The 23,105-nt window shown below is 30.6% G+C and carries 22 protein-coding genes; 14 read left to right on the top strand and 8 right to left on the bottom strand.

Annotated features, from left to right (window positions below; genetic code table 11):
• Window positions 1-5 precede the first annotated feature (5 nt).
• The 3 genes from Q0997_RS04775 (at window position 6) to Q0997_RS04765 (ending at window position 3,034) form a co-directional block, all read left to right on the top strand.
• Window positions 6-818 carry a purine-nucleoside phosphorylase gene (locus Q0997_RS04775; RefSeq protein ID WP_299885310.1) on the top strand — a complete coding sequence of 271 codons (813 nt, stop codon included), beginning with the start codon at window positions 6-8 and terminating at the stop codon, window positions 816-818.
• An 8-nt stretch (window positions 819-826) separates the two neighbouring features.
• The gene (gene arsM, locus Q0997_RS04770; RefSeq protein WP_299885308.1) at window positions 827-1,795 is read left to right on the top strand and encodes an arsenosugar biosynthesis arsenite methyltransferase ArsM; all 969 of its coding nucleotides are present in this window, start codon (window positions 827-829) and stop codon (window positions 1,793-1,795) included.
• A 126-nt stretch (window positions 1,796-1,921) separates the two neighbouring features.
• Entirely contained in the window at window positions 1,922-3,034 is a 1,113-nt protein-coding gene (locus tag Q0997_RS04765; protein WP_299885305.1) for an inorganic phosphate transporter, read from the top strand.
• Here Q0997_RS04765 and Q0997_RS04760 read toward each other — a convergent pair.
• Window positions 3,031-3,516, bottom strand: coding sequence for a DUF962 domain-containing protein (locus tag Q0997_RS04760; RefSeq protein WP_299885302.1), 486 nt, complete (start codon window positions 3,514-3,516; stop codon window positions 3,031-3,033). The genes Q0997_RS04765 and Q0997_RS04760 overlap by 4 nt on opposite strands.
• Before the next feature lie 88 nt (window positions 3,517-3,604).
• On the opposite strand from Q0997_RS04760, the gene Q0997_RS04755 reads away from it, so the two are divergent.
• The 4 genes from Q0997_RS04755 (at window position 3,605) to Q0997_RS04740 (ending at window position 8,005) form a co-directional block, all read left to right on the top strand.
• The gene (locus Q0997_RS04755) at window positions 3,605-4,489 is read left to right on the top strand and encodes a sterol desaturase family protein (RefSeq protein WP_299885300.1); all 885 of its coding nucleotides are present in this window, start codon (window positions 3,605-3,607) and stop codon (window positions 4,487-4,489) included.
• Entirely contained in the window at window positions 4,486-5,385 is a 900-nt protein-coding gene (locus tag Q0997_RS04750; protein ID WP_299885297.1) for a DUF547 domain-containing protein, read from the top strand. Before Q0997_RS04755 ends, Q0997_RS04750 begins: the two co-directional genes overlap by 4 nt.
• A 66-nt stretch (window positions 5,386-5,451) precedes the next feature.
• Window positions 5,452-7,278: a DUF885 family protein gene (locus tag Q0997_RS04745; protein WP_299885295.1), complete on the top strand. Its 1,827-nt coding sequence runs from the start codon at window positions 5,452-5,454 to the stop codon at window positions 7,276-7,278.
• A gap of 25 nt (window positions 7,279-7,303) precedes the next feature.
• Window positions 7,304-8,005 carry a TIGR04283 family arsenosugar biosynthesis glycosyltransferase gene (locus tag Q0997_RS04740; RefSeq protein WP_299885292.1) on the top strand — a complete coding sequence of 234 codons (702 nt, stop codon included), beginning with the start codon at window positions 7,304-7,306 and terminating at the stop codon, window positions 8,003-8,005.
• Window positions 8,006-8,494: 489 nt separating this feature from the next.
• Here Q0997_RS04740 and Q0997_RS04735 read toward each other — a convergent pair whose 3' ends face one another.
• Both Q0997_RS04735 and Q0997_RS04730 read right to left on the bottom strand, forming a co-directional pair.
• Entirely contained in the window at window positions 8,495-9,124 is a 630-nt protein-coding gene (locus Q0997_RS04735; protein ID WP_299885289.1) for a response regulator transcription factor, read from the bottom strand.
• Between the two features lie 98 nt (window positions 9,125-9,222).
• On the bottom strand, window positions 9,223-9,468 hold the full coding sequence (locus Q0997_RS04730; protein WP_299885286.1) for an XRE family transcriptional regulator: 246 nt from the start codon (window positions 9,466-9,468) through the stop codon (window positions 9,223-9,225).
• 272 nt (window positions 9,469-9,740) lie between these two features.
• On the opposite strand from Q0997_RS04730, the gene Q0997_RS04725 reads away from it, so the two are divergent.
• Together Q0997_RS04725 and Q0997_RS04720 are read left to right on the top strand one after the other, a co-directional pair.
• Window positions 9,741-11,183 (top strand): hypothetical protein, encoded by a 1,443-nt coding sequence (locus tag Q0997_RS04725; protein ID WP_299885283.1) that lies wholly within the window; start codon window positions 9,741-9,743, stop codon window positions 11,181-11,183.
• A gap of 17 nt (window positions 11,184-11,200) precedes the next feature.
• The gene (locus Q0997_RS04720) at window positions 11,201-11,827 is read left to right on the top strand and encodes a DUF6705 family protein (RefSeq protein ID WP_299885280.1); all 627 of its coding nucleotides are present in this window, start codon (window positions 11,201-11,203) and stop codon (window positions 11,825-11,827) included.
• A gap of 152 nt (window positions 11,828-11,979) precedes the next feature.
• On the opposite strand, the gene Q0997_RS04715 is transcribed toward Q0997_RS04720, so the two are convergent.
• The 5 genes from Q0997_RS04715 to Q0997_RS04695 all read right to left on the bottom strand — a co-directional run bounded on the left by Q0997_RS04715 (window position 11,980) and on the right by Q0997_RS04695 (window position 16,715).
• Window positions 11,980-13,245, bottom strand: coding sequence for a POTRA domain-containing protein (locus tag Q0997_RS04715; RefSeq protein ID WP_299885277.1), 1,266 nt, complete (start codon window positions 13,243-13,245; stop codon window positions 11,980-11,982).
• On the bottom strand, window positions 13,242-13,970 hold the full coding sequence (locus Q0997_RS04710; RefSeq protein ID WP_299885274.1) for a hypothetical protein: 729 nt from the start codon (window positions 13,968-13,970) through the stop codon (window positions 13,242-13,244). Before Q0997_RS04710 ends, Q0997_RS04715 begins: the two co-directional genes overlap by 4 nt.
• Entirely contained in the window at window positions 13,971-14,972 is a 1,002-nt protein-coding gene (locus Q0997_RS04705) for a glycoside hydrolase (RefSeq protein ID WP_299885272.1), read from the bottom strand. It abuts the gene before it with no gap.
• Between the two features lie 37 nt (window positions 14,973-15,009).
• The gene (locus Q0997_RS04700) at window positions 15,010-15,933 is read right to left on the bottom strand and encodes a hypothetical protein (protein WP_299885269.1); all 924 of its coding nucleotides are present in this window, start codon (window positions 15,931-15,933) and stop codon (window positions 15,010-15,012) included.
• 62 nt (window positions 15,934-15,995) lie between these two features.
• Window positions 15,996-16,715, bottom strand: a complete 720-nt coding sequence (locus Q0997_RS04695; protein WP_299885266.1) for a DUF547 domain-containing protein — start codon at window positions 16,713-16,715, stop codon at window positions 15,996-15,998.
• Between the two features lie 258 nt (window positions 16,716-16,973).
• On the opposite strand from Q0997_RS04695, the gene Q0997_RS04690 reads away from it, so the two are divergent.
• The 5 genes from Q0997_RS04690 to Q0997_RS04670 all read left to right on the top strand — a co-directional run bounded on the left by Q0997_RS04690 (window position 16,974) and on the right by Q0997_RS04670 (window position 23,046).
• Window positions 16,974-18,275 carry an FAD-dependent oxidoreductase gene (locus Q0997_RS04690; RefSeq protein WP_299885263.1) on the top strand — a complete coding sequence of 434 codons (1,302 nt, stop codon included), beginning with the start codon at window positions 16,974-16,976 and terminating at the stop codon, window positions 18,273-18,275.
• A gap of 12 nt (window positions 18,276-18,287) precedes the next feature.
• Window positions 18,288-19,877, top strand: coding sequence for a 4Fe-4S dicluster domain-containing protein (locus Q0997_RS04685; RefSeq protein WP_299885260.1), 1,590 nt, complete (start codon window positions 18,288-18,290; stop codon window positions 19,875-19,877).
• Window positions 19,878-19,961: 84 nt separating this feature from the next.
• The gene (locus tag Q0997_RS04680) at window positions 19,962-20,867 is read left to right on the top strand and encodes a hypothetical protein (protein WP_299885258.1); all 906 of its coding nucleotides are present in this window, start codon (window positions 19,962-19,964) and stop codon (window positions 20,865-20,867) included.
• Window positions 20,864-21,556: a glycosyltransferase family 2 protein gene (locus tag Q0997_RS04675; protein ID WP_299885255.1), complete on the top strand. Its 693-nt coding sequence runs from the start codon at window positions 20,864-20,866 to the stop codon at window positions 21,554-21,556. The genes Q0997_RS04680 and Q0997_RS04675 overlap by 4 nt, the downstream gene beginning before the upstream one ends.
• A 56-nt stretch (window positions 21,557-21,612) precedes the next feature.
• Window positions 21,613-23,046, top strand: coding sequence for a cellulose synthase family protein (locus tag Q0997_RS04670; protein ID WP_299885516.1), 1,434 nt, complete (start codon window positions 21,613-21,615; stop codon window positions 23,044-23,046).
• The last annotated feature ends 59 nt before the right edge of the window (window positions 23,047-23,105 follow it).

The following is a 23,105-nucleotide window of genomic DNA, read 5'->3' as shown; positions in this document are numbered from 1 at the left end:
ATTAAATGATAAAACAGATTGAAAAAACAGTTGAGTATTTAAAAAGTAAAGGATTTGAAAACCCAGAAATAGGAATTATATTAGGAACAGGTTTAGGCCAACTAACGAATCATATTAATATTATAAAAGAAGTTAGTTATAATCATATTCCACATTTTCCTACAGCAACTGTAGAATTTCATAAAGGCAAACTCATTTTTGGTGAGATCGCAGGTAAAAACGTCGTTGTTATGCAAGGACGTTTTCATTTATATGAAGGTTACTCATTACAAGATGTAACGTATCCTGTTAGAATAATGGAAAAACTAGGCATAAAAACCTTATTAGTTTCTAATGCAGCTGGAGCTGTAAATTTAGACTTCAAAAAAGGCGAATTGATGCTTATAGATGACCATATCAACCTACAAGGAAGTTCTCCTTTAGCATTTAATAATGTTGAAGCTTTTGGAGAACGTTTTACAGATATGAGCGCTCCATATAATAAAGACATTAATACTGCTATTGAAGATATTGCAAAAAACAATAATATTAAATTACATAAAGGTGTTTATGCAAGTGTCGTTGGACCTCAGCTTGAAACAAGAGCAGAATATAGAATGCTAAAAATTATTGGTGCAGATGCTGTAGGCATGAGTACTGTTCCAGAGATTATTGTTGCAAATCATTTAAAATTAAAAGCAGCTGCGGTGTCAGTTTTAACAGATGAATGCGACCCAAGTAATCTAAAACCAGTTAATATAGGTGAAATTATTGCAATGGCTGCTAAAGCAGAACCAGACATGATTACACTTTTTAAAGAATTAATAAAAATATTATAAAATAGGATATGAGCTATTTAAATGCCACAAATGATTTATATAAAGAAGCTGCATTAACACCAGATGTAGGATTATGTTGTACAACTAACCCAATATGGGAATTGCCAGGATTAAAAATCCCTAGAATCATGCAGGAGATGAACTATGGCTGTGGTAGCACTGTTAATGCACGTGATTTAACTAATAATCCCAAAATGCTATATGTTGGCGTTGGCGGCGGAATGGAATTATTACAATTCTCTTATTTTAATAGACAAAAAGGAGGTGTTATTGGTGTTGATGTTGTAGATGAAATGCTTGAAGCCTCTCGTAAAAACTTTATAGAAGCTGAAGCACAAAACGATTGGTTTAAAAGTGATTTTGTAGATCTTAAAAAAGGGGATGCACTAAACTTACCTGTAGAAGACAATTCTATTGATGTTGCTGCTCAAAACTGCTTGTTTAATATCTTTAAAGCTGAAGATTTAAAAAAAGCAATTGATGAAATGTACCGTGTATTAAAACCACATGGAAGATTAGTAATGAGTGATCCTACATGCGAACAACCAATGAATGAGACATTACGCAATGATGATAGACTTCGTGCACTGTGTTTAAGTGGCAGTCTACCTATTGCAGAATATGTTAAAGCTTTAACCGATGCCGGTTTTGGAACTATAGAAATTCGCGCAAGAAAGCCATACCGTATTTTAGATCCCAAAAATTATCCAACAGATGAATTAATCTATATCGAATCTATTGAAGTAGCTGCCATTAAAGACCCTATGCCAGAAGACGGACCATGTATTTTTACTGGTAAAGCTGCCATTTATTATGGAGAAGAAGATTTCTTTGATGATAAAAAAGGACATGTTTTACTTAAAAATCAACCTATAGCCATTTGCGACAAAACTGCAGGCGATATCGCAAATTTAGGAAGAGACGATATTTTTATTAGTGAATCTACTTACCATTATGATGGTGGCGGATGTTGCTAATAAATATTAGAAAATAAAAAAGAGCTTCTTAATTAAGAAGCTCTTTTTTTTAACATTAAATTCAAAAAAGCATAGTAAGTATATAGTAGAGATTACGTCAAAAAAGAGTACTAAATCTCTAATCATATGATTTTAATTCTTCTATTTATTTCTGCTTGTTTTTTAGCTTATAGTAATGGCGCCAATGATAATTTTAAAGGAGTAGCTACTCTTTTTGGAAGCGGTACTACAAATTTCAAAAAAGCAATTAACTGGGCAACTATTACAACTTTTTCAGGATCTATAGCTGCCATTTTTTTAGCAAATGAATTAGTAAAGAATTTTTCTGGAAAGGGATTAGTTCCAAATGAATTAATAACCATGCCCGTTTTTGCTATTTCCATTGCCCTTGGAGCTGCTGTAACAGTATTTATTGCTACAAAAATAGGAATGCCAATTTCTACTACTCATAGTCTTGTTGGGGCTTTATTTGGAGCTGGTGTCATGGCAGTAGGCTCTCAATTTAATTTTGAAAAACTAGGAAACACTTTTTTAATGCCATTAATTGTAAGCCCATTAATGGCAGCAGTAGTAAGCTTTATAGCATATATTATTTTTAGATTTTTTAGAAAACAATTAGGTGTTACTAAAAAAACAAAACTAAGCATTCATGAAAATCAAGTTCCTACTGTTAATGCAATGTCTATGGATTCTGCTTCTCTAAAAACAAAAACAATAATAAGCGCATCTATAAATAATACTATTGAGACATACGAAGGACAAATTTTCGGGCTCAAATCTCAAAAACTATTAGATAGCTTACATTATTTAAGTGCTGGTATTGTAAGTTTTGCTAGAGGCTTAAACGATACGCCTAAAATAGTAGGACTACTTTTAATAATAAACACGATTGATATTAAATGGAGTATGATAATTATAGCTATAATTATGGGAGCTGGAGGTTTAATAAACTCAAAAAAAGTAGGTATAACAATGAGTAAAAAAATCACTCCTATGAACTCTGGCCAAGGATTTACAGCAAATTTAATTACTGGACTACTGGTAACTACTGCAAGTATTCATGGTATGCCTGTATCTACAACTCATGTATCTGTTGGATCGATTTTTGGAATTGGTACTGTAACTAAAAAAGCCGATTACAAAATGATTGGTAAGATATTATTATCATGGTTACTAACCTTACCAATGGCTGCTATTATAAGTGCTTTAATATTTAAAACTCTAGAAACAGTACTTTAAAACTTAATTTTTAGTGCTTCAAACAAATGACTCATAGTCCAAGCTGGACCTATCATTAAAAACTGAACGTCTTTTAAAAACGATGGTTTTTTACCTTCATGGTTATGCCCAATAAATTGAACAATCCATGCTACAATAAATATTGCAATCATAATAACCCATAGTGGAGCAATATCTAATTTACTTATAGAATAAATTCCGAAGAGTACTAATACGGAAAATAAAACCATTCCTATAAAAAGCACTACAGATAAACGTAAATAATATAATAGTCCCAAAATAATTATTACAGTTCCCAAATGCATATGCGGCGCCATCCATGCTGGAACACTATCTTGTAAAAAACCTCCAGTTGGTATACTAGCCAACAAACCTATAAGGCTAAAAAAAATAGCAGGAACACAAAAATAATGTACTATTTTATTAAATTTTGTTTGATGACTTTCTCCATACTCGCTTAATAAACTATCTATTTTACGCATACCACTATCTGTTAAATGAATTATTATATATAAATACTAGCTCTAAAATATGTTATTTTTACAATAAGCATACGACCTAATATTTTATATGGACAAATATATAGATATCATTAAGAATTCTTATTCTGGTTATTGGAATTATCTTAAAAATGAAATTATCGCTATCAATCATTGGGATAACTTTTTTTATGGTTTAATTGTTATTTCATTATTGGTTTGGGTACTAGAAATTGCTTTCCCATGGCGTAAAAACCAATCGATTTTTAGAAAAGACTTTTGGCTAGATACTTTTTATATGTTCTTTAACTTTTTCATTTTAAATCTTATCGTTTTAATTGCATTGACAAATACAACAGCTACTTTTTTTAATGATCTTTTAAGCATAGTAGGCCTATCCATCTCAAGCTTTCAACTTTTTGATGTAGACAATTTACCTTTATGGCTAGGTTTATTTATCTTTTTTATTGTTAGTGATTTCACACAATGGAATACACATCGTTTATTACATCGTATTCCTTTTTTATGGAACTTTCATAAAGTACATCACAGTGTTAAAGAAATGGGTTTTGCTGCTCATTTACGTTACCACTGGATGGAACCAATAGTATATAAATCATTACTTTATATTCCTATTGCCATTATTGGCGGATTCGACGCGCAACATGTTGCTATTGTTCACTTTTTTGCTATTACAGTAGGACATTTAAATCATGCGAATTTAGGTTGGGATTATGGGTTTTTAAAATACATATTTAACAATCCTAAAATGCATATATGGCATCATGCTAAAGATTTACCAGAAAACGAAAGGTTTGGCGTTAATTACGGACTAACACTAAGCATTTGGGACTATCTTTTTAAAACCAATTATATTCCTCGAGATGGAAGAGATATAGAATTAGGCTTTAAAAACGATGAAACATTTCCAAAAGATTTTATTAGTCAAGAATTATATCCTCTAAATAAAAAATGAAATACTTAACACTATTTTTAATAGCTATAATACTGTCTTCTTGTTGTAGTACAAAACGAGTAGTACAAAATACTCCTAAAAAGGAAGTTGCACAAGTTGTAAGCGAAAACACAAAAGCTCCTGAAACAATTGAAACACCAATTCAAGAAACCGAACAAGATGTTGTAGAAGAAGAAATTATAAAAGTAGAGACACCAGCACCTGTTGACGTTATTAAAATTAAAGAGCCTGAGACTATTATTGCTAGTCCAGAAGCATTTAACCATACTTCATGGAATACTTTACTTAACACCTATGTTACTAAAAAAGGAAACGTAAATTATAAAGGTTTTAAAAGCAATAGAAAATCATTAACAAATTACATTTCTTCTTTAAGCAAGAATATGCCAACTAACACATGGAGTAAAGAAGATAAACTAGCCTATTGGATTAATGCATACAATGCTATGACTATTGATCTTATTGTTAGAAATTATCCTATACAAAGCATAAAAGACATTAAAGATCCTTGGAAACAACGCTTATGGAAGTTAGGTAGCAAGTGGTATAATTTAGATGAGATAGAACATCAAATACTTCGTAAAATGAACGAACCTCGTATCCATTTTGGTATAGTTTGCGCTTCATTTTCTTGTCCTAAACTACAAAACAAGGCGTTTACTGCTTCTAATTTAGAAAGCTTACTTACCAATGCCACTAAAGAATTTTTAAGTGATTCGCAACGTAATAATATTTCAGAGAACAATATTAAACTTTCTAAAATCTTTAAATGGTTTGCTAAAGATTTTAAAACCAGAGGCTCTATTATTGATTTTATAAATAACTATTCTGATATTAGCGTTTCTAATAAAGCAAAAAAAAGTTTTAAAGATTATAATTGGGATTTAAACGAATAATTAAACGCTATAATCATATTATGCTTTGTAGTAAGTTATCATTATAAACATCAAATCATTTACTTTATGAAATTTTCAAAATTATTATTCTTTTTTATAGGATTGTTATTTATAAATTCTTGTAAAAAAGAATCAAAATCAGAAGTTAGTAATTCAGATTTAATAGCTATTGAATCGAAGAAACTTAACGATGTATTTCAAAAAACATTTGAAGAAGATGTTGCCGAGTCACCGATGATGCAAACTAGACTAGGACAAAAAACTAAAGATTATGGTAAATGGGATGACTATTCGGATGCTAACGCCCAAAAAGAGCTAGAAAAAAGTAAAAAAAGATTAGCCTTTTTAAAAGATTCAGTGGATACCTCTTTACTTAACGAAAGTACTTTACTTAGCTATAAACTTGCCAAACAGAATCTAGAAAATAACATTTCAGACTTTAAATATAGGTTCCATAATTACCCATTAAACCAAATGCATGGGGCACAAGCCGAAATACCTGCTTTTTTAATAAATATGCATTCTATTTCAAATACATCAGATGCAGAAGCTTATATTTCTAGATTAAATAATATGAAATTACTGTTCGCTACTATAGAAGAACAACTTAACACTAGGAAGGAAAAAGGGATTCTACCACCAAAATTTGTTTTTGAAAAAATAATTGATGATTCTAAAAACATAATAACTGGGTTACCTTTTGATAATTCTAAAGAAGAAAGTACTTTATTAAATGACTTTAAAACTAAAGTTAATACTCTTGACATTTCGGATATAGAAAAAAACGACTTGATTAAAACTGCTTCTACAGCGTTACTTAATAATGTAAAACCTGCTTTCTCCTCTCTTATTTCTCTTTTAGAAACTCATCAAAAAGATGCTACAACAGAAGATGGTGTTTGGAAATTTCCAAACGGAGAAGCTTTTTATAATAATGCATTACAGAGAACAACTACTACAACTATGACTGCTAATGAAATTCATGAGTTAGGACTTAATGAAGTTAAAAGAATTCATGATGAAATGCGAGTTATTATGAATACAGTAAATTTTAAAGGAGACTTACAAGACTTCTTTAAATTTATGAGAGAAGACAAACAATTTTATTATCCAGAAACAAATGAAGGTAAAGCAGCATATTTAAAAGATGCAGTAGCATTAATAGATACTATGAAATCTAAGTTAGATGAGTTGTTTATTACAAGACCAAAAGCAGATATAGAAGTAAAAGCAGTTGAAGCTTTTAGAGAAAAAAGTGCGGGCAAAGCATTCTACCAAAGAGGCACACCAGATGGTAGTAGACCTGGCCGTTACTACGCTAATTTATACGACATGAAGTCTATGCCATCTTACCAAATGGAAGCCTTAGCTTATCATGAAGGTATTCCTGGACATCATATGCAACTCTCTATTGCTCAAGAGCTAGAAGATGTGCCTATGTTTAGAAAATTAGGAGGCTACACAGCGTATATTGAAGGTTGGGGTTTATATAATGAATATTTACCAAAAGAAGTAGGTATGTATAGTGATCCATATTCAGATTTTGGCCGTTTAGCAATGGAATTATGGAGAGCCTGTAGATTAGTTGTAGATACAGGAATTCATGCTAAAAAATGGACTAGAGAAGAAGGTATTAACTATTATACAACTAACACACCAAATGCTAAAAACGATGCTGTAAAAATGGTAGAACGCCATATCGTGATGGCTAGCCAAGCTACAGCATATAAAATAGGTATGAACAAGATATTAGCACTCCGCGAGCAAGCTAAAAAGTCATTAGGGAATAAATTTGACATTAGAGAATTTCATGATGTTGTTTTAACAAACGGTCCTGTACCGCTAACTATTTTAGAAGAATTAGTAAACAAATGGGTTGCATCTAAATCTTAATATAAAATATTTATTGTTTTAGTTTATGAAAAAAGATAAGATCTCTATTATTATTCCAATTTTGAATGAAGCGGATACTATTAAAGATTTACTTTATCATTTAATAGATAATGCTTCATTAGAAAACATATCAGAAATTATAGTTGTAGATGGAGGAAGCACAGATGGATCTCAAAGCATTATTAAAAGTTTAGATTTAAGTATTACTTTATTAACGTCTCCAAAAGGAAGAGCTAAGCAAATGAATGTTGGTGCTAAAGCTGCTAAAAGTAAAATTCTTTATTTTTTACATGCAGATTCTTATCCTCCTCATCGTTATGATGAGTTTATTATAAACGAGGTTAAAAACAACAATTTAGCGGGTTGTTTTAAAATGAAATTTGACCATTCGCATTGGTGGCTACGTTTAGCTAGTTGGTTAACAAAGTTTAGCTGGCGTGCTTGTCGTGGAGGAGATCAAAGTCAATTTATAACTAAAACATTATTTGAAACGTTAGGTTGTTTTAATGAAAAATTCACCATTTACGAAGACAATGACTTGATTAATAAGCTTTACGCAATTAATGAATTTGTTGTTATACAACAATGGCTTACAACATCTGCAAGACGTTATAAAGACAATGGCATATGGAAATTACAGTATCATTTTTGGACTATTTATGTAAAGAAATGGTTTGGAGCTAGCGCAGAAGAACTACATAAATATTACTTAAAACATATCACTTAAAAACTTTAATTATAAAAAATACCACTGTAGTAAAACTCTCCATAATACTAACAGTGGCTTTTTTAAGAATCAAGAGATTCATTTTGTTTTTATACCATTTGCTATTAATCTATCTATATATATACATAAAATTTGGGCACAAAAACTTTATGCAAAGATTCTATTTAATAACCTATGTTAATGTAGTTGGCTTATGATTTCTTTTGTAGTACAAATAACGACACCTATAAAATTAAATCGCTTTTGTAAAAAATAGTAAAGCCATTAGCGCAAATATCCCTAAATAGCTAATGGCTTTTATTTACCTTTAAATAGTTTGTATCTAAATTAACTTATCCCTAAAGCTAAACTATAATGAAGAAAGTTATTATTAGAATAACATAACATAGTTTAGCTATTTAAAACAAACTTCTACAAATTAACTTACTTAGTTAGAATAATGCTGTAGTAATACTTATAATTATTATGTAGTTTTTCTACTACACCTAACTACTTTAGATCATGTTCTAAAGCGTATATCACTATTTCTGCATTATTTTTTAAGTTTAATTTTTTTAGTATTCTTGTTCTGTATGTACTTACTGTACTTACACCTAAACCTATTTCTGTAGCAATTTCAGAAACTGTTTTTCCAGTAGCAATAAGTCTTACAACCTCCATTTCTCTATCAGATAGTAAAGCTATTAAATCATCATTTAAATCATTAGAAATCCTATCAGACAAAAGATCTGCTAATCTATCTGTAATATGTTTTTTCCCTGTAAGTACTTTGTCTATAGCAGCTTTTAATTCGGCTGGTTTAATATCTTTATTTAGAAAACCATAAACTCCTGCCTTTAACGCTCTTATTGCATAATGATCTTCACTGTGCATTGTTAACATAATTACAGGTACTTTTATATTAAGAATTTTCATTTGCTTTAACATCTCAATACCATTCATTACATGCATTGATAAATCTGATAACACTAAAGCTATATCGTCATTTTCTAATAAAACCGAAATTGCACCAACACCATTTGAAGCTTCAACAAATTCATACGCTTTGTAGTCTGTTTTAAGAATTCTAATAAGTCCTTTTCTTAAAATAACATGATCGTCTACAACTAGTATTTTCATTCTGTAATATATGGTTTTTGCAATTTAGTAATAAAAACACTAGTCTTTAAATTATAATAAGTATTGTCAAAATAGGAAGCAAATTCTTAACTATTATATTATTTTTCTTGTTTTGTATCAATCTCAGAGAAGAACTCTTCTATAGAAACCCCATGAATATCTAGAATTCTAAACAATGTATTTATAGTAAAGTTGTGTCCAGATTCTAATCGCCAATAACCTTTACGATCTAGATTATTATCGTTTGCAAACGTTTCATGGCTAGTATAGCCAGCTTTAAAACGTAATGCTTTTATACGCTCTGCAATAATTTTAATACGCTTTTTATTTTTTTTGTAAACCACATACAAAAGTCATTATTCACTTAATTAAAAATTACGTAATATATTACGTGTTATTAAAATAATTTTTTAAATTGCGCTGTTTAATAATAATTAGCGTAAAAAGGCTCTTAAATAAACTTTAATTGCTGTTGTCTTGATTTTCAACTTATTATATTCACTCATTAAAAAGCTTTGTTTACTCAATAAAAAGAATGGTTTACTAGTTATTATTTTTACATATTAACTATATACCCTAATTTCGAATTAGTATTAATCAATATAACTCTAACTAAATGGAACAAAAATTTAAACGGTATCTGAAAACAGGTATTTCTTTCTTTATCATTTGTATATGCTTTGCCTCGTGTAATGACGATGAAGTATTAATTGACGAGAAAAATATAACTGAATCTAAATATAAAATAGAAATTAAGACTGAAAGTGATTTTTATAAAAACTTAAAGCTTGCAAATAAGCTTGAAAAATTTAAAAAAGTAAAAACCAATCAACAAAGTAGAGATGTACAAAACTCTGAATATGGTTTTACAATAGATACTGATTATGCCAAATATGTTGAGTTTTTAGAAGATAATACTCATTCCTATACTTTTCCAATTATAAGAGATCAACCCAATGAAATAACAGAAAACTTAGTATTGTCATTACAAGCTGATGGTACATATAAAGCATTTATTGTCGCTTACTATTTTCCAGATTTCGACAATATAGGTGTTAAATCCCAAGAAATAGATTTAGATAGTAGTACTATTTTGAATGATATACAGCAAAGAGAATGTGTAAGTTGGTTTTCATGTAACGAATGGATAAACATATGTAATTGTGATAATCCCGAAGATACAGAATGGATATGTACAAGTGTGACCTATAATCAAATTTGTGATCAAAGTGAAGCAATTGTTGCTGGACCTAGTGCTGGTGGAGGTGGAATAACTACTACTGGAACAAACCCAGATAGTGGATCTCAATGGAACAATACAATATGGACGAGTGGTGGAGGCAGCAATAGCTCAAATACTGGGAGTACAAATATTTCTCCTACGGTTATTACCTCTCCTTTCACTATTAATTCAAGCCATATTAAAAGTTTAAATAGACTTACCGAAAAACCACAAATTAAAGATAAGATTGCTTATTTAAAAACCAAAACAACAGGAGACATTGAGTATGGTTTTCAATTTAATCGCAATGGAAATACTAATCTATCAAATTATTACAACATAAGTTCTGGAATACCAGATGTAGATAATCATGGTTTTAAATTTGAACCTCCAGCAAGTTTTTTAACAGATGCACAAATGCACAATCATTATGCGGGAGCAGCAAGTGCTTTTACTTCAAGAGATTTGTTTAACTTTGTTAAACAAACTAATAATTCAAATAATCCAGATATAGCAGCTATATTAGTCGCGCCTAATTTGAAAGTGTATGCTCTAAAAATTAACAATGTTACCCTAGCTGCAGAATTTGCAGAAAACTATTTAACGAACAATAAGCCAGATAAAGACAAAATTAAAACGATGGAAATAATTTATGTACAGGAAGTTATAGATAAGGCAAATGAAGAATGTGCAGGAACTTGTAGTGATGCCGTATTTAATGATTTGATAAACAAGTATTTGGCAAGCTATTTGGTTAGGGTATATTCTGGTTTAACACTTTATGAAGCTACTGAAGATAGTGATGGTAACTTTACATGGAATGTTGTTTTATATTAACTTTAAAAAATAAAAATATGTTTAGAATAAAAATATTAATACTCTTAATTACTAGCTTTAGCATTACAGGTGTATTAGCTCAAGATGTAATTATTCCATTAGATGGTGGTTCTATGAGTGATTCTCAAGACCCAAGAGTTAATGATAGAAATCAAGACGTTTATTATAAAGATTTAACAAATATTTTTGGTAAATATTTACATACATGGGTGTATGATAATGGTACTACTTATTTGAAAATCTCATTTACTAAAAAAGAAAGAGCAAGAATTTCTTCAACTAGGTTTTTTATGGATCAATTAAATTGCGAATTTTTATACAAAGAAAACGGGGTTACTATTTATGATACCTATCTTACGAATGGAGGACTAAATTTTAATATCGATAAATACATATTTGGAAGTAGAATTTTAAGCACCACCTCTCTTGAATTAATGTATGACGAACCGCCTTTGGATGGTAGCTGTGAACGTTACGCCAGTGGTAAGTTAACATTAAATTATATTGACGGTTCTACACCTACTATAAATTGGTCAAGAATTAATAACCATTTATATGGATCTGAAGATAAATGTGCAGATGGGACATCAAAAGATTTAACAGATTTTGTTATTCCAGCAAATATGACTTTGGTTAAACAATAAATATTATAAGTTAGAAAAAGAGGTCATTTAAAAAGTAGTTTTTTAGATGATTTCTTTTTTTGATTTTATAAAAACACAAAGAAAACTGGATAAGCAAATTATTCACAACTTTTTATTAATGTTCGAATCGATTTAACTATAATCTATATTTCTTAAAAATACTGACCAATTCCAAAAACTAATCCTTGCGTATCACCATTAGTAATTCCAAACCCATAATCGATTCTAAAAATAGCATTAAAAATACGTTTGTGTATAAATCGCAAACCTACTCCAGGATATATTCTTATATTTTGAGACTCTCCAAAATCTCCTAAATCTCCTCCTGGATTTCGCCATGAACCTGCATCTACAAAAGCATTGCCTTGTAAAGCGAACCAATCTTTTTCATATAAAGTATGTCTATATTCCGTATTTAAAACAACAGCTCCAGTACCTCGATCTATTGTATTCCCTACACCACGAATATTTAGGTTATTATCTACCGAAAACGGTGCGAAAGGCGTGTCATTATTAGTTGCAAAACCAATACGTAATCTACTCGCCCAATTACCTTTGCTTCCAACACGCAAAAAATAATTAAAATCGTTCCAACCAATTAAAAACTCAGGTAAGTCGTCACTAGTAGACGTAACGTATTGAAAGTTAAACATACTTTTAAAACCAGATACATATTGATAATCGTAATCCAGACTATTATATTCATAAATCAATTTGTAAAGTAATTTTTTCACTTTTAATTCTTGTGGTACAGCAGGATCTGTTGCTCCAAACTTATATTGATAGTCTTCTGTAAAATAATTTACACCTAATTCAAATCTATTTTTAAAGTTTAATTCATATAAACCTAGAACCTCAAATGACTTATTTCTGTATTGATAATCTGAAGTAGTATTATTAAAAAAAACAGGTTCTTGAGTTGTTAAATCTTGATGATTGATAGCCAATCCAAACTGCCTATTAAATAAATACGGTGCTCTAAAATTAATGCCATAAGAACTATAAATATCTTTTTGGTAAAACCCTCCAAAAACCATATTTCGTCCAAATAAATTAAACTCATATAACCCTACACGATAGGCAAATTCATCGTCTGTTGAAGTATATACATTTACAGAAGGAATAATAGTAAAGTTCTCTTCAATATTGTAAAAGACATTATATAAATTATCATGAGATTTAAACACTTGATAGTATGCATGTGCAACAGCTGGTAATCGTTTTAATCGCTTAATATCTTCTTCAATAATAGTAGAATCTAAAACAGCTCCAGGTTTTACTTTAGCAATATTCTTTACAAAGGACGATTTTATTTTTTTGTTGCCTTGTACTTTTACATCATGGACTTGATTGTCTTGCGCTATAGCACTAATTGAAAATAAGCTTATAATAAAAACTAAAAAAAACAGTCTATTCATTGTGCTATAAATGTTTTACGTGTAACTAAATTCACCCAATTATCTTCACTCACATCCATCAATGTGAAATTATATTCGGCATCTTGAATAAGCTGGGAAGGTTCTCCATTTGTAATATTTAAAACCACATTACTGGTATTGTAATATTGAAAATTATTCTCATAAGTATAAGTTCCAGATAAGAGATTATTTTCGGCCGTAGCAATAACCTCAAAATAAATAGCATTATCTCCAAATGCATTATTTGGCCATGTAAATTTTGGCATTAGTGTCGTTTCCGTATTAATGGTAACATTCTCATTCCAGACTGTTGGTTTAGTAATTTGTTTAGAACGAATAGGGTTAGATATTTTAATCTCGTTATTCAATTCGTAAGTAATTATAATCCATTTTTCTATTTGAGATACTCTAGTAAATTTACCTAAATACCCGTTAAAAAAAGGATCACTTTCTAAATCTATACGTTTATATTTTGAATAGTCTAATTTGTCAACATCTGTAGTGTTCGTTTCATAAAACCTAATATTGGAAGCTCCATTTTCTGGATAATAAAATGCTAAAACGGCATTTGTTTCTTGATCGCTAGCTGCACATGCAATAACGGCACCAGTTTCTATAGTTCGATTATTTAAATAATCATTTAAAAGATTAGAGAAAACCACATCATCACTTGAAGCGCAAGAAAAGACAACTACAATAAAAAATATGGTTTTTAACTTTTTCATTTAATATATACTGTAGTGTGATTGTATCACTTTCTCTACAGGTTTATTTTGAGGTGTAAATTGAGAATCTTTCTCTCCTCCACTTTTTTTATGATCATGAAACCACTTCCATATAAATCCTCCAGCGAACCATTCTTCTTTCCAAAAGGTTTCAAATAAGGCTTTAGTTGTATTGGTCTGTGCTTTTAAATTTACACTTGTCATGCTTCTATCAGATTTCCAAGGTTCTTTACCAGAAAAATCTACACTTCTATATCCAAACTCAGTAAACAAAATGGGCTTTTTATATTTGTCTGCCATTTCTTTAATAACAGTTTTGTGCTTATTCCACCCTACTAAACATTCTTCTACGGTTGGTGTTTTATTGTCGCTTACAGGAAAATAAGCATCAACTCCTATGTAATCTATGTCACTCCAAAATGGTGTTCGTTTAAACTCATCCCAATTAGCGGCATAAGTTAACTTGCCTTTATACTTTTTCTTTATTTCTAATATTAAACTGTTCCAGTATTCTGGCCTATTACTTACAAACTGCTCTAACTCGGTACCAATACAAAATAATTCCGCTTTTACTTCTTGGGCTAAATCTGCATATTCTAAAATAAATTTAGAATAGGAATCTTCTAACTTTTTCCAATCGGTTTCGTTTTCCATTTTAATATAGCCAGTAAACTCTCCATGCCAGACCCAAATTTGAGGTTTAATCATAATTTTAATGCCTTTAGCCTGTAGCGTCTCTGCATATTGCTTAGCGCCTGCTCTGGTTTCTCCAAACCATTGTCGATTAGTATTATGAACAATATCTGGGTTTTTTAAATCTTTAATAAACCCAAAAGGCATTACTGCTGCATAGTTTGCATTTACCTTAACTACAGGATTAACATGTTCATCTGTAACAGGAATTCCTGAGGCTACAAAGCTTACACCATTAATTTTAGATTGAGAATTACAAGATTGTAATAAGCAAAAAATAGAAAGAAAAAGGAGTTTAGTATATTTCATTTTGATCTAATATTAAACCCCTAATTTACTATTAATACTATAATAAAGCTCTTAAACCAATACTAAATGTTTGACCTAATCCTTGGAAGTTATTACCTCTTACAATTTTACTAAGAGACGCTTCTATGTTTAAAACATCTGTTAATTGGTATTTCCCTCCAAAACCAAATGCTGTTGAATTTTGTGCAAAATCATTTCCTAAATCAATTAAAAAAGCTTGCTGTGTATTTACAAATATTGTAGATTTTGAACTTGGAAAGTAACTTAAAAAGATACTTATAGGAAGATTTAAACTATTATTTGCAAATCTTTCAGATGAATTTTCTCCAGCTTCAGCTTCATCGTCTCCAAAATTGTATTTAAAATCGACTTCTGTAAATAACTGCCAGTTATTTCCTCCAAACGTTTTATCGTAGAAAAATTTAGTTTCCCAAGCATAACTTCTTAAATCTAAATATGAAAACACATTATCTGTTGGAACTGTATCTGCCTGATCTTTAAAAACAGGAATATAAAAAGAACTCGTTAAAGAAAAGTTACTAATGTTTTTAAATGGCTGAATACGAATTGAAGGTGCTATTGTTGTTAAACCCGATCTTAAGTCATTACCATTATCTTCAAATTTAAATACATCTGAAATTGATTGACCTCCTAAAGTATTAGATCGTACTTGAAAAATTAAACCTACATTAATTCTTGAGTTATTACTTACTCCAGTATACACTTCTGTAGTATTTGTAAAAAAGTTTTGTCTAGCAATTTCTAGAGATTTACTTCTACTATCTGTTTGCTCTGTTTGTGTATACAAGCTGTTAAAAAACTTGATATCCCATTGTCCTTTTTTTAATAATTTTGAAGGTGTAAACTCTTGTACATTACTTCTTGTTGCTTCTTCCTCTTCTTGAGAAAACCCTATAAAACTTATAGTTAATGCTATTAATACTAATGCTAGTTTTTTCATTTAAAATTTATTTTATTCTCTTAAAAGAGAATTGGTTTATTATTATTTTTTGTTTGCTTATTTTATTGCTTGTTAACATTCCAGTTATACGGAAAGTAAGATAACTTAGATTTTGCTGGTACTTTTTCGGTTCTATATTTATTAATAAAATCGATTTCTGTAGTGCCATTCATAGTAAAGTCTTCTTTATACCATTTAAGAATTTCTGAACCTTGAATTCTCTTTTTCTTAGTATTTACTTTAATAAAGTAATTACCGTTTAATGCTAATTTTGTTTGTTTTTCTAATTGTGCATCTAAAGTACTTGGTAAATAAGCTTTATTAATTAATGGCGGACAGCCTATAGCGCCACAAACTAATACAAAATGAAAGCGAGCATCTTTAAATTGCGCTCGTAATAGTTTGTGTTCTATATCATTTAAAGTAATTTTTTTTCCTCCTAAACTATGTTTTGTCCCATCAAAAAACCCTTTATGATTTAATGGTGATTTTGTTGGATAATGATCAATTATTCCTTTAATAACAGATAAATTGTATGCATTAATCCAAAAAGCTTGATAGTTATTAGCATCACTTTTAGACACTTTAATACCTTCTGCTATTTTTAAAACATCTTCTAATGCTTTGGTGTCTTTTTTAATGTTTGCATAAGCAACTTTTCCGTTGGCAACATTAGTCTTAAAAAAGGCATCAGATTGTTTAAAGAACGATTCTAAGTTTTGTGCTTCTCCAAGAAAACTTCCGAAGAAAATCATTGTTAATATAAGTGCTACTCTTTTCATAAGTTATTTTATTTTTCTATTTAAATCCCGACATATAAGCGGAAAACAAACTATTTTAATTACGTTACAACTCTGCCTTCAGTCTGAAACATTTCAGCAAACTTTCAAAAAAAAACAAAAAAATTCACGTCATCATTCTTTCTTAAAACTTACAACGTCTTCTTTATTTATATAAATTCTAAATACGCGCCTTAGAATTAAGTTTTTATCTTTAGTCTCGACGTATTCACAAATAGGATTCAAAAACCAAACCAAAATATGGAACATATAGTTATTATAGGAAACGGCATTTCGGGAGTAACAGTTGCTAGACATATTAGAAAACTTTCTGATAAAAGAATAACAATTGTCTCTGCCGAAACAGAGCACTTTTTTTCACGTACAGCATTAATGTACATATATATGGGGCATATGAAATATGAACATACTAAACCTTATGAAGATTATTTTTGGAAAAAAAATAGAATTGAACTAAAAAAAGGATACGTAAAAACCGTTGAAACGACATCTAAAACGCTTCATTTTGAAGGAGGCGACACACTACAATACGATAAACTAGTTATTGCTACAGGTAGTAAACCTAATAAATTTGGTTGGCCAGGGCAAGATTTAGAAGGCGTACAAGGCTTATATAGTAAGCAAGACTTAGATACGCTAGAACGCAATGCACCTAACAATAAAATATGTAATCGTGCAGTAATTGTTGGTGGTGGTTTAATTGGAATTGAGTTAGCCGAAATGTTAAACTCTCGTAATATCCCAGTAACATTTTTAGTAAGAGAAAACAGTTTTTGGAATGGTGTTTTACCTGAAGGTGAAAGTGCAATGATTAACAGGCACATAAAAAATCACCACATAGATTTACGTTTAGGCGTAAATTTAAAAGAAATAAAAGCAGATGAAAATGGACGTGCAAAATCTATAGTTATTACAGAAACTAATGAGGAAATAGACTGTAATGTTGTTGGCTTAACTGCTGGTGTGTCTCCAAACATCAACTTTATAAAAGACTCCGAGATTGAAACCAATCGTGGTGTTTTAGTAAATAGACACCTTGAAACAAACATAAAAGATGTTTATGCTATTGGCGATTGCGCAGAGCAACGTGATGGTGGTATTGGACAACGAAGACCAATTGAAGCTGTATGGTACACTGGTAGAATGATGGGCGAAACTTTAGCCCAAACCATATGTGGAAACAAACTTGAATATAAACCAGGGCATTGGTTTAACTCTGCTAAATTCTTAGATATAGAATACCAAACTTATGGATGGGTTTTTGCTAAACCAAGAGAAAATGAAGCACATTTCCATTGGAAACATGAAGACGATACTAAATGTATTACAGTATGTTATGATACTACAAATAATAAATTTCTAGGCATCAATACTTTTGGAATACGAATGCGGCACGATGTCTTTGACCGCTGGCTAACAGAAGAACGTGATGTTGATTATGTTATGCAACATTTACCTGAAGCCAACTTCGATCCAGAGTTTTACAAGCATTTTGAAAAAGACATTCTGTCTGCTTACAACAACAATTTACAAACCGCATAATCCAAAAATAAAATGAGCAATAAAATAAATCATAGTATGTCTTTAGCAACACCAGATGCGCAAGACATTTCAACAAAACAGAAAGTAGCATTAGCAACAGGTTTAATTGGATTATTAATATTAGTCTTAGCATTTTTTAATGTAGACTTACCCAATAGAGCATTGTTTTTAGCTTTATCATTAGGCTTAATTACAATAGGAACAGTTATTTATTCTAGAGATGCATATTTAACAAAATTAGAAGGCATAAAAAACGATGGTGTTTGGTTTAAATCCATTTCCTCTCGTGGTGCTTTGGGTTGGGCATTAGGTATTATACTAACCGCTTTTTATGTAATATTATATTTTTATCCGCAATATCTAGGCCTAGGTAAAGATGGTGCAGCTAATACAGGTCTTATATCGCTTTTCGATCCGTTAAGTAATTTATTAAGCGGCAGAAATGCAAGTCAATGGTTTGTATACGGTACACTTTACACTGTGGCAATTATTGCTTTCGGTTATAAATTTATATTAAAATATCGCCATAATAGATATCAACAATTACGTACAATTTCGGTTATGTTTTTCCAATTAGGTTTCGCCTATTTAATTCCTGAATTCATGTATGTAATGAATAGCGATTTACCATACTACGACTTAAAAAGTGTATGGCCACTTAACTATTACATTTTTGATGAATGGTCTGTAAATGGATTTCTTTCTAATGGTAATATTGGGTTAGCGTTAATTCTTTTTGGTATTATTTCAATATTTGTAATCACACCAATTTTAACTTATAAATATGGAAAACGTTGGTATTGTTCGTGGGTTTGTGGTTGCGGTGGCTTAGCAGAAACTGCAGGCGATTCTTTTAGACAATTATCATCTAAAAAGATGTCTGCATGGAAATTAGAGCGTTGGTTAATACATACTGTTTTAGTATTCTCGGTAGTTATGACTACAGCAATGGTATATACCTATTTAGGTTATGATAGTAATAATTTCTGGTTAACTCGAGGTGTATTTATAGCTTTAGTAATAGGTTTTTTAACGCTAGTATTTGCTGCTGTACTATATTTTAGAGGCAAAGAATTAGGTAAAGACGCTAAAATGGGTGCTATTGGTTATTTTGTAGTTATCGCACTATTATTAGCCATGCATTTTACAGGCACAACAGACAATGTATTCTTTGTACAAGGTAGTGCGCTAAGATCGGCTTACGGTATATATATTGGTTCTATATTTTCTGGTGTTATTGGAACTGGGTTCTACCCAATATTAGGAAGTAGATCTTGGTGTCGTTTTGGATGTCCAATGGCTGCAATTCTAGGATTTCAACAACGTTTATTCTCTAAATTTAGAATTACAACAAATGGCGGACAATGTATCTCATGTGGAAATTGTTCTAACAGTTGCGAAATGGGAATAGATGTTCGTGCATATGCTCAAAAAGGAGAAAACATTGTACGTTCTAGTTGTGTTGGTTGTGGTGTTTGTAGTGCTGTTTGTCCTCGTGGTGTATTAAAATTAGAGAATGATAGTATGAAAGGAAGAATTAATCCGACTGAAGTATTATTAGGAAACGATGTTGATTTAATGGAATTAGTAAATCAGAAATAAGTTTCAATAAAATCTATTAGGGAATAGGTATCCATAAAAGGTATTAAAACAATAAACAGATTACCGCTTTCGCGGAAAATGAATATGAAACACATACTTTACATATTAGTTTTTATAATAAGCTTTAATGCTACTGCAGAAAAGGTATATAAGAAAACCTACTATGACAATGGGCAGTTAAAATCTGAAGGTTGGTTAGAAAACAATCAAAAGACAGACTATTGGATCTTTTACCACAATAATGGAAACCTAAAAAAAGCAGGTCTTTTTAAAAATGATAAAGAAGTAAATTACTGGAAAGCATATTATGCAAATAAAGTTTTAAAAACCGAAGGGCGTTTTGAAAATGGAAAACAAACTGGTTTCTGGAAATTTTATTTTAAAAATAAAACACTTCAAAAAGAAGGACATTATAAAAATAGTTTAGAAACTGGGCATTGGAAATTCTACCATAACAATGGTACTTTAAAAACCGAAGGACAATGTAGTAGAGGAAAAAAATCGGGCTATTGGAAAGCCTATACTAATACAGGAAAACTTAAAGAAGAGGGCACTTTTAAAGACAATAAAAAACAAGGCTATTGGAAAATATACAACAACCAAAAGCTTCAAAAAGAAGGTGCATATAGTTACGGAAAAGAAAAAGGGTACTGGAAATTCTATCATAAAAATGGCCAATTAGAAAAAGCAGGCGATTTCAACTTAGGAAAATTCACAAATTATTGGCAATTTTACAGCTCTAACGGAAAGAAAACTAAAGAAGGCCATTTTGTTAATGGCAAAAAAGCAAATTGGTGGTTGTTTTATGATGCCGAAGAAAAGGTAAACCATAAATGTCAATTAAAAAACAACCAAAAAAATGGCTATTGCTTAATGTATGAAAATGAAAAATTAATTTCTGCAGTAAAGTATTCCGAAGGAAAAAGAATAAAAGAATGGACAGATTTAGCCACTTTTAAAAAAGAAAACAAACTTAGCGACCTTAAATGACCAAAATAAAAGTCATCATTCCTGCTTATAACGAGCAAGATTCTATTGCAAATGTAATTAATGATATTCCTAAACATGTTGAAGAGGTTATTGTAGTTAACAATAACTCTACAGACAATACAGTAGAGAATGCAAAAAATGCAGGAGCAACTGTACTTACAGAAAACAATAAAGGTTATGGCTATGCCTGTTTAAAAGGCATGAACTATATAGCAAAACAAGATTCTAAACCAGATATTATTGTATTTCTTGATGGCGATTATAGTGATTACCCCGAAGAGTTAACAAAATTAGTAAGCCCAATTATTAATGATAATATAGATTTTGTAATAGGTTCTAGAGTAAAACGACTTAGAGAAGGTGGTTCTATGACACCGCAACAAGTTTTTGGTAATTGGTTAGCCACAACTTTAATGGCCTTGTTTTTTAATGCTAAATTCACAGATTTAGGGCCATTTAGAGCAATTAAATATAACCAGTTAGTTAGCTTAAATATGGAAGACAAAACCTATGGTTGGACAGTAGAAATGCAACTTAAGGCTTTGAAACAGAAACTATCGTATATAGAAATACCTGTAAGGTATAAACAAAGAATAGGTGTATCTAAGGTGTCTGGAACGGTAAAAGGTACTATATTTGCAGGCTTTAAGATATTAGGTTGGATTTTTAAATACAGTTTTAAAAAGTGATTTATTTAAATTTATTTATAATAGTAATTTATTCGATAGCATTAGTGCTTATTTTCATGTATGCTCTAGCGCAGTTAAACTTGCTATTTAATTATTTATCTGCTCAAAAAAAGCAAATAAAAACACCGCATTTAAATTTTAACAATCCAGAAGAAGTGCCTTATGTCACTATACAATTGCCAGTCTTTAATGAGCAATATGTTATGGAACGTTTATTAGAAAACATTGCACTAATAGACTACCCAAAAGAGAAATTAGAAATTCAGGTTTTAGACGATTCTACAGACGAAACAGTAGCAACAACTAAATCTCAAATCGACACTCTAAAAGCACAAGGATTAGACATTGTACACATTTGTCGTACTAATCGTGAGGGTTTTAAAGCTGGTGCTTTAAAAGAAGGTTTAAAAATTGCTAAAGGCGAATTTATAGCTATTTTCGATGCCGATTTCCTACCGCAAAAAAACTGGCTTAAAAAAACCATTCCGCATTTTATAGATCGTAATATAGGTGTTGTACAAACCCGTTGGGGACATATTAATAGAGACTATTCTACACTAACAAGAATCCAAGCCTTTGCACTAGATGCCCATTTTACATTAGAGCAAGTTGGACGAAATAGCAAAGGACATTTTATTAATTTTAATGGTACTGCAGGTGTTTGGCGCAAGCAATGCATTCTAGATGCTGGTAATTGGGAAGGCGATACACTTACCGAAGATTTAGACCTTAGTTACCGTGCACAGCTTAAAAACTGGAAGTTTAAATACCTTGAAGATGTAGAAACTCCAGCCGAGCTACCAGTAGTTATTAGCGCTGCACGCTCGCAACAATTTCGTTGGAACAAAGGTGGTGCAGAAAACTTTAGAAAAATGATGTGGCGCGTTCTAAAAAGCAAAAACATTTCATCTAAAACAAAATTACATGGCTTATTACATTTATTAAACAGCACCATGTTTTTAAATGTACTTATAGTTGGCGTTTTAAGCATACCAATGCTATATATTAAAAATGAATATGCGCATTTAAAGCCCTATTTCTATGTCATGAGTTTCTTTGTTGTAAGTACTATCATTTTCTTTATATGCTATTGGGTTATGTATAAACGCACATATGGTAGCGATATTAAAAACTTTGTTCAATATGTCGTGCTATTTTTTACTTTTTTCTCAATAGCAATGGGCTTTAGTTTACATAACTCTATCGCTGTTTTAGAAGGACATATTGGTAAGCGAAGTGAATTTGTTCGTACTCCAAAATTCAATATTAGCACATTAAAAGACAGCTGGAAAGGCAATAAATATTTAAAGAAAAACATATCTGTTAATGTCATTTTCGAAGGACTATTAATGTTGTATTTCGCCTTTGGAATGTACAGTGCTTTTATTGTAGGAGATCAAGGTGGTGATTTTGGATTATTCCCATTTCACTTAATGCTAACTATAGGTTTTGGTTTTGTGTTTTTTAAATCGCTAACCTCTAAAGCATAATGTTAATGTTTTGGGCGTTACCTAAAGGTCGCGTTTTCCACTTAAATCTTTTTAAAACA

Source organism: uncultured Lacinutrix sp., from assembly GCF_947500325.1.
Classification (GTDB): domain Bacteria; phylum Bacteroidota; class Bacteroidia; order Flavobacteriales; family Flavobacteriaceae; genus Lacinutrix.
The sequence above is the reverse complement of the archived record's forward strand: the minus strand, read 5'-3'. Positions and strand labels throughout refer to the sequence as shown.

Excerpts from the sequence above, each read along its gene's own strand:
- Q0997_RS04775 (WP_299885310.1), top strand. The coding sequence starts at position 6 with ATGATAAAACAGATTGAAAAAACAGTTGAGTATTTAAAAAGTAAAGGA.
- arsM (WP_299885308.1), top strand. The coding sequence starts at position 827 with ATGAGCTATTTAAATGCCACAAATGATTTATATAAAGAAGCTGCATTA.
- Q0997_RS04765 (WP_299885305.1), top strand. The coding sequence starts at position 1,922 with ATGATTTTAATTCTTCTATTTATTTCTGCTTGTTTTTTAGCTTATAGT.
- Q0997_RS04760 (WP_299885302.1), bottom strand. The coding sequence starts at position 3,516 with ATGCGTAAAATAGATAGTTTATTAAGCGAGTATGGAGAAAGTCATCAA.
- Q0997_RS04755 (WP_299885300.1), top strand. The coding sequence starts at position 3,605 with ATGGACAAATATATAGATATCATTAAGAATTCTTATTCTGGTTATTGG.
- Q0997_RS04750 (WP_299885297.1), top strand. The coding sequence starts at position 4,486 with ATGAAATACTTAACACTATTTTTAATAGCTATAATACTGTCTTCTTGT.
- Q0997_RS04745 (WP_299885295.1), top strand. The coding sequence starts at position 5,452 with ATGAAATTTTCAAAATTATTATTCTTTTTTATAGGATTGTTATTTATA.
- Q0997_RS04740 (WP_299885292.1), top strand. The coding sequence starts at position 7,304 with ATGAAAAAAGATAAGATCTCTATTATTATTCCAATTTTGAATGAAGCG.
- Q0997_RS04735 (WP_299885289.1), bottom strand. The coding sequence starts at position 9,124 with ATGAAAATACTAGTTGTAGACGATCATGTTATTTTAAGAAAAGGACTT.
- Q0997_RS04725 (WP_299885283.1), top strand. The coding sequence starts at position 9,741 with ATGGAACAAAAATTTAAACGGTATCTGAAAACAGGTATTTCTTTCTTT.
- Q0997_RS04720 (WP_299885280.1), top strand. The coding sequence starts at position 11,201 with ATGTTTAGAATAAAAATATTAATACTCTTAATTACTAGCTTTAGCATT.
- Q0997_RS04715 (WP_299885277.1), bottom strand. The coding sequence starts at position 13,245 with ATGAATAGACTGTTTTTTTTAGTTTTTATTATAAGCTTATTTTCAATT.
- Q0997_RS04710 (WP_299885274.1), bottom strand. The coding sequence starts at position 13,970 with ATGAAAAAGTTAAAAACCATATTTTTTATTGTAGTTGTCTTTTCTTGC.
- Q0997_RS04705 (WP_299885272.1), bottom strand. The coding sequence starts at position 14,972 with ATGAAATATACTAAACTCCTTTTTCTTTCTATTTTTTGCTTATTACAA.
- Q0997_RS04700 (WP_299885269.1), bottom strand. The coding sequence starts at position 15,933 with ATGAAAAAACTAGCATTAGTATTAATAGCATTAACTATAAGTTTTATA.
- Q0997_RS04695 (WP_299885266.1), bottom strand. The coding sequence starts at position 16,715 with ATGAAAAGAGTAGCACTTATATTAACAATGATTTTCTTCGGAAGTTTT.
- Q0997_RS04690 (WP_299885263.1), top strand. The coding sequence starts at position 16,974 with ATGGAACATATAGTTATTATAGGAAACGGCATTTCGGGAGTAACAGTT.
- Q0997_RS04685 (WP_299885260.1), top strand. The coding sequence starts at position 18,288 with ATGAGCAATAAAATAAATCATAGTATGTCTTTAGCAACACCAGATGCG.
- Q0997_RS04680 (WP_299885258.1), top strand. The coding sequence starts at position 19,962 with ATGAAACACATACTTTACATATTAGTTTTTATAATAAGCTTTAATGCT.
- Q0997_RS04675 (WP_299885255.1), top strand. The coding sequence starts at position 20,864 with ATGACCAAAATAAAAGTCATCATTCCTGCTTATAACGAGCAAGATTCT.
- Q0997_RS04670 (WP_299885516.1), top strand. The coding sequence starts at position 21,613 with ATGTATGCTCTAGCGCAGTTAAACTTGCTATTTAATTATTTATCTGCT.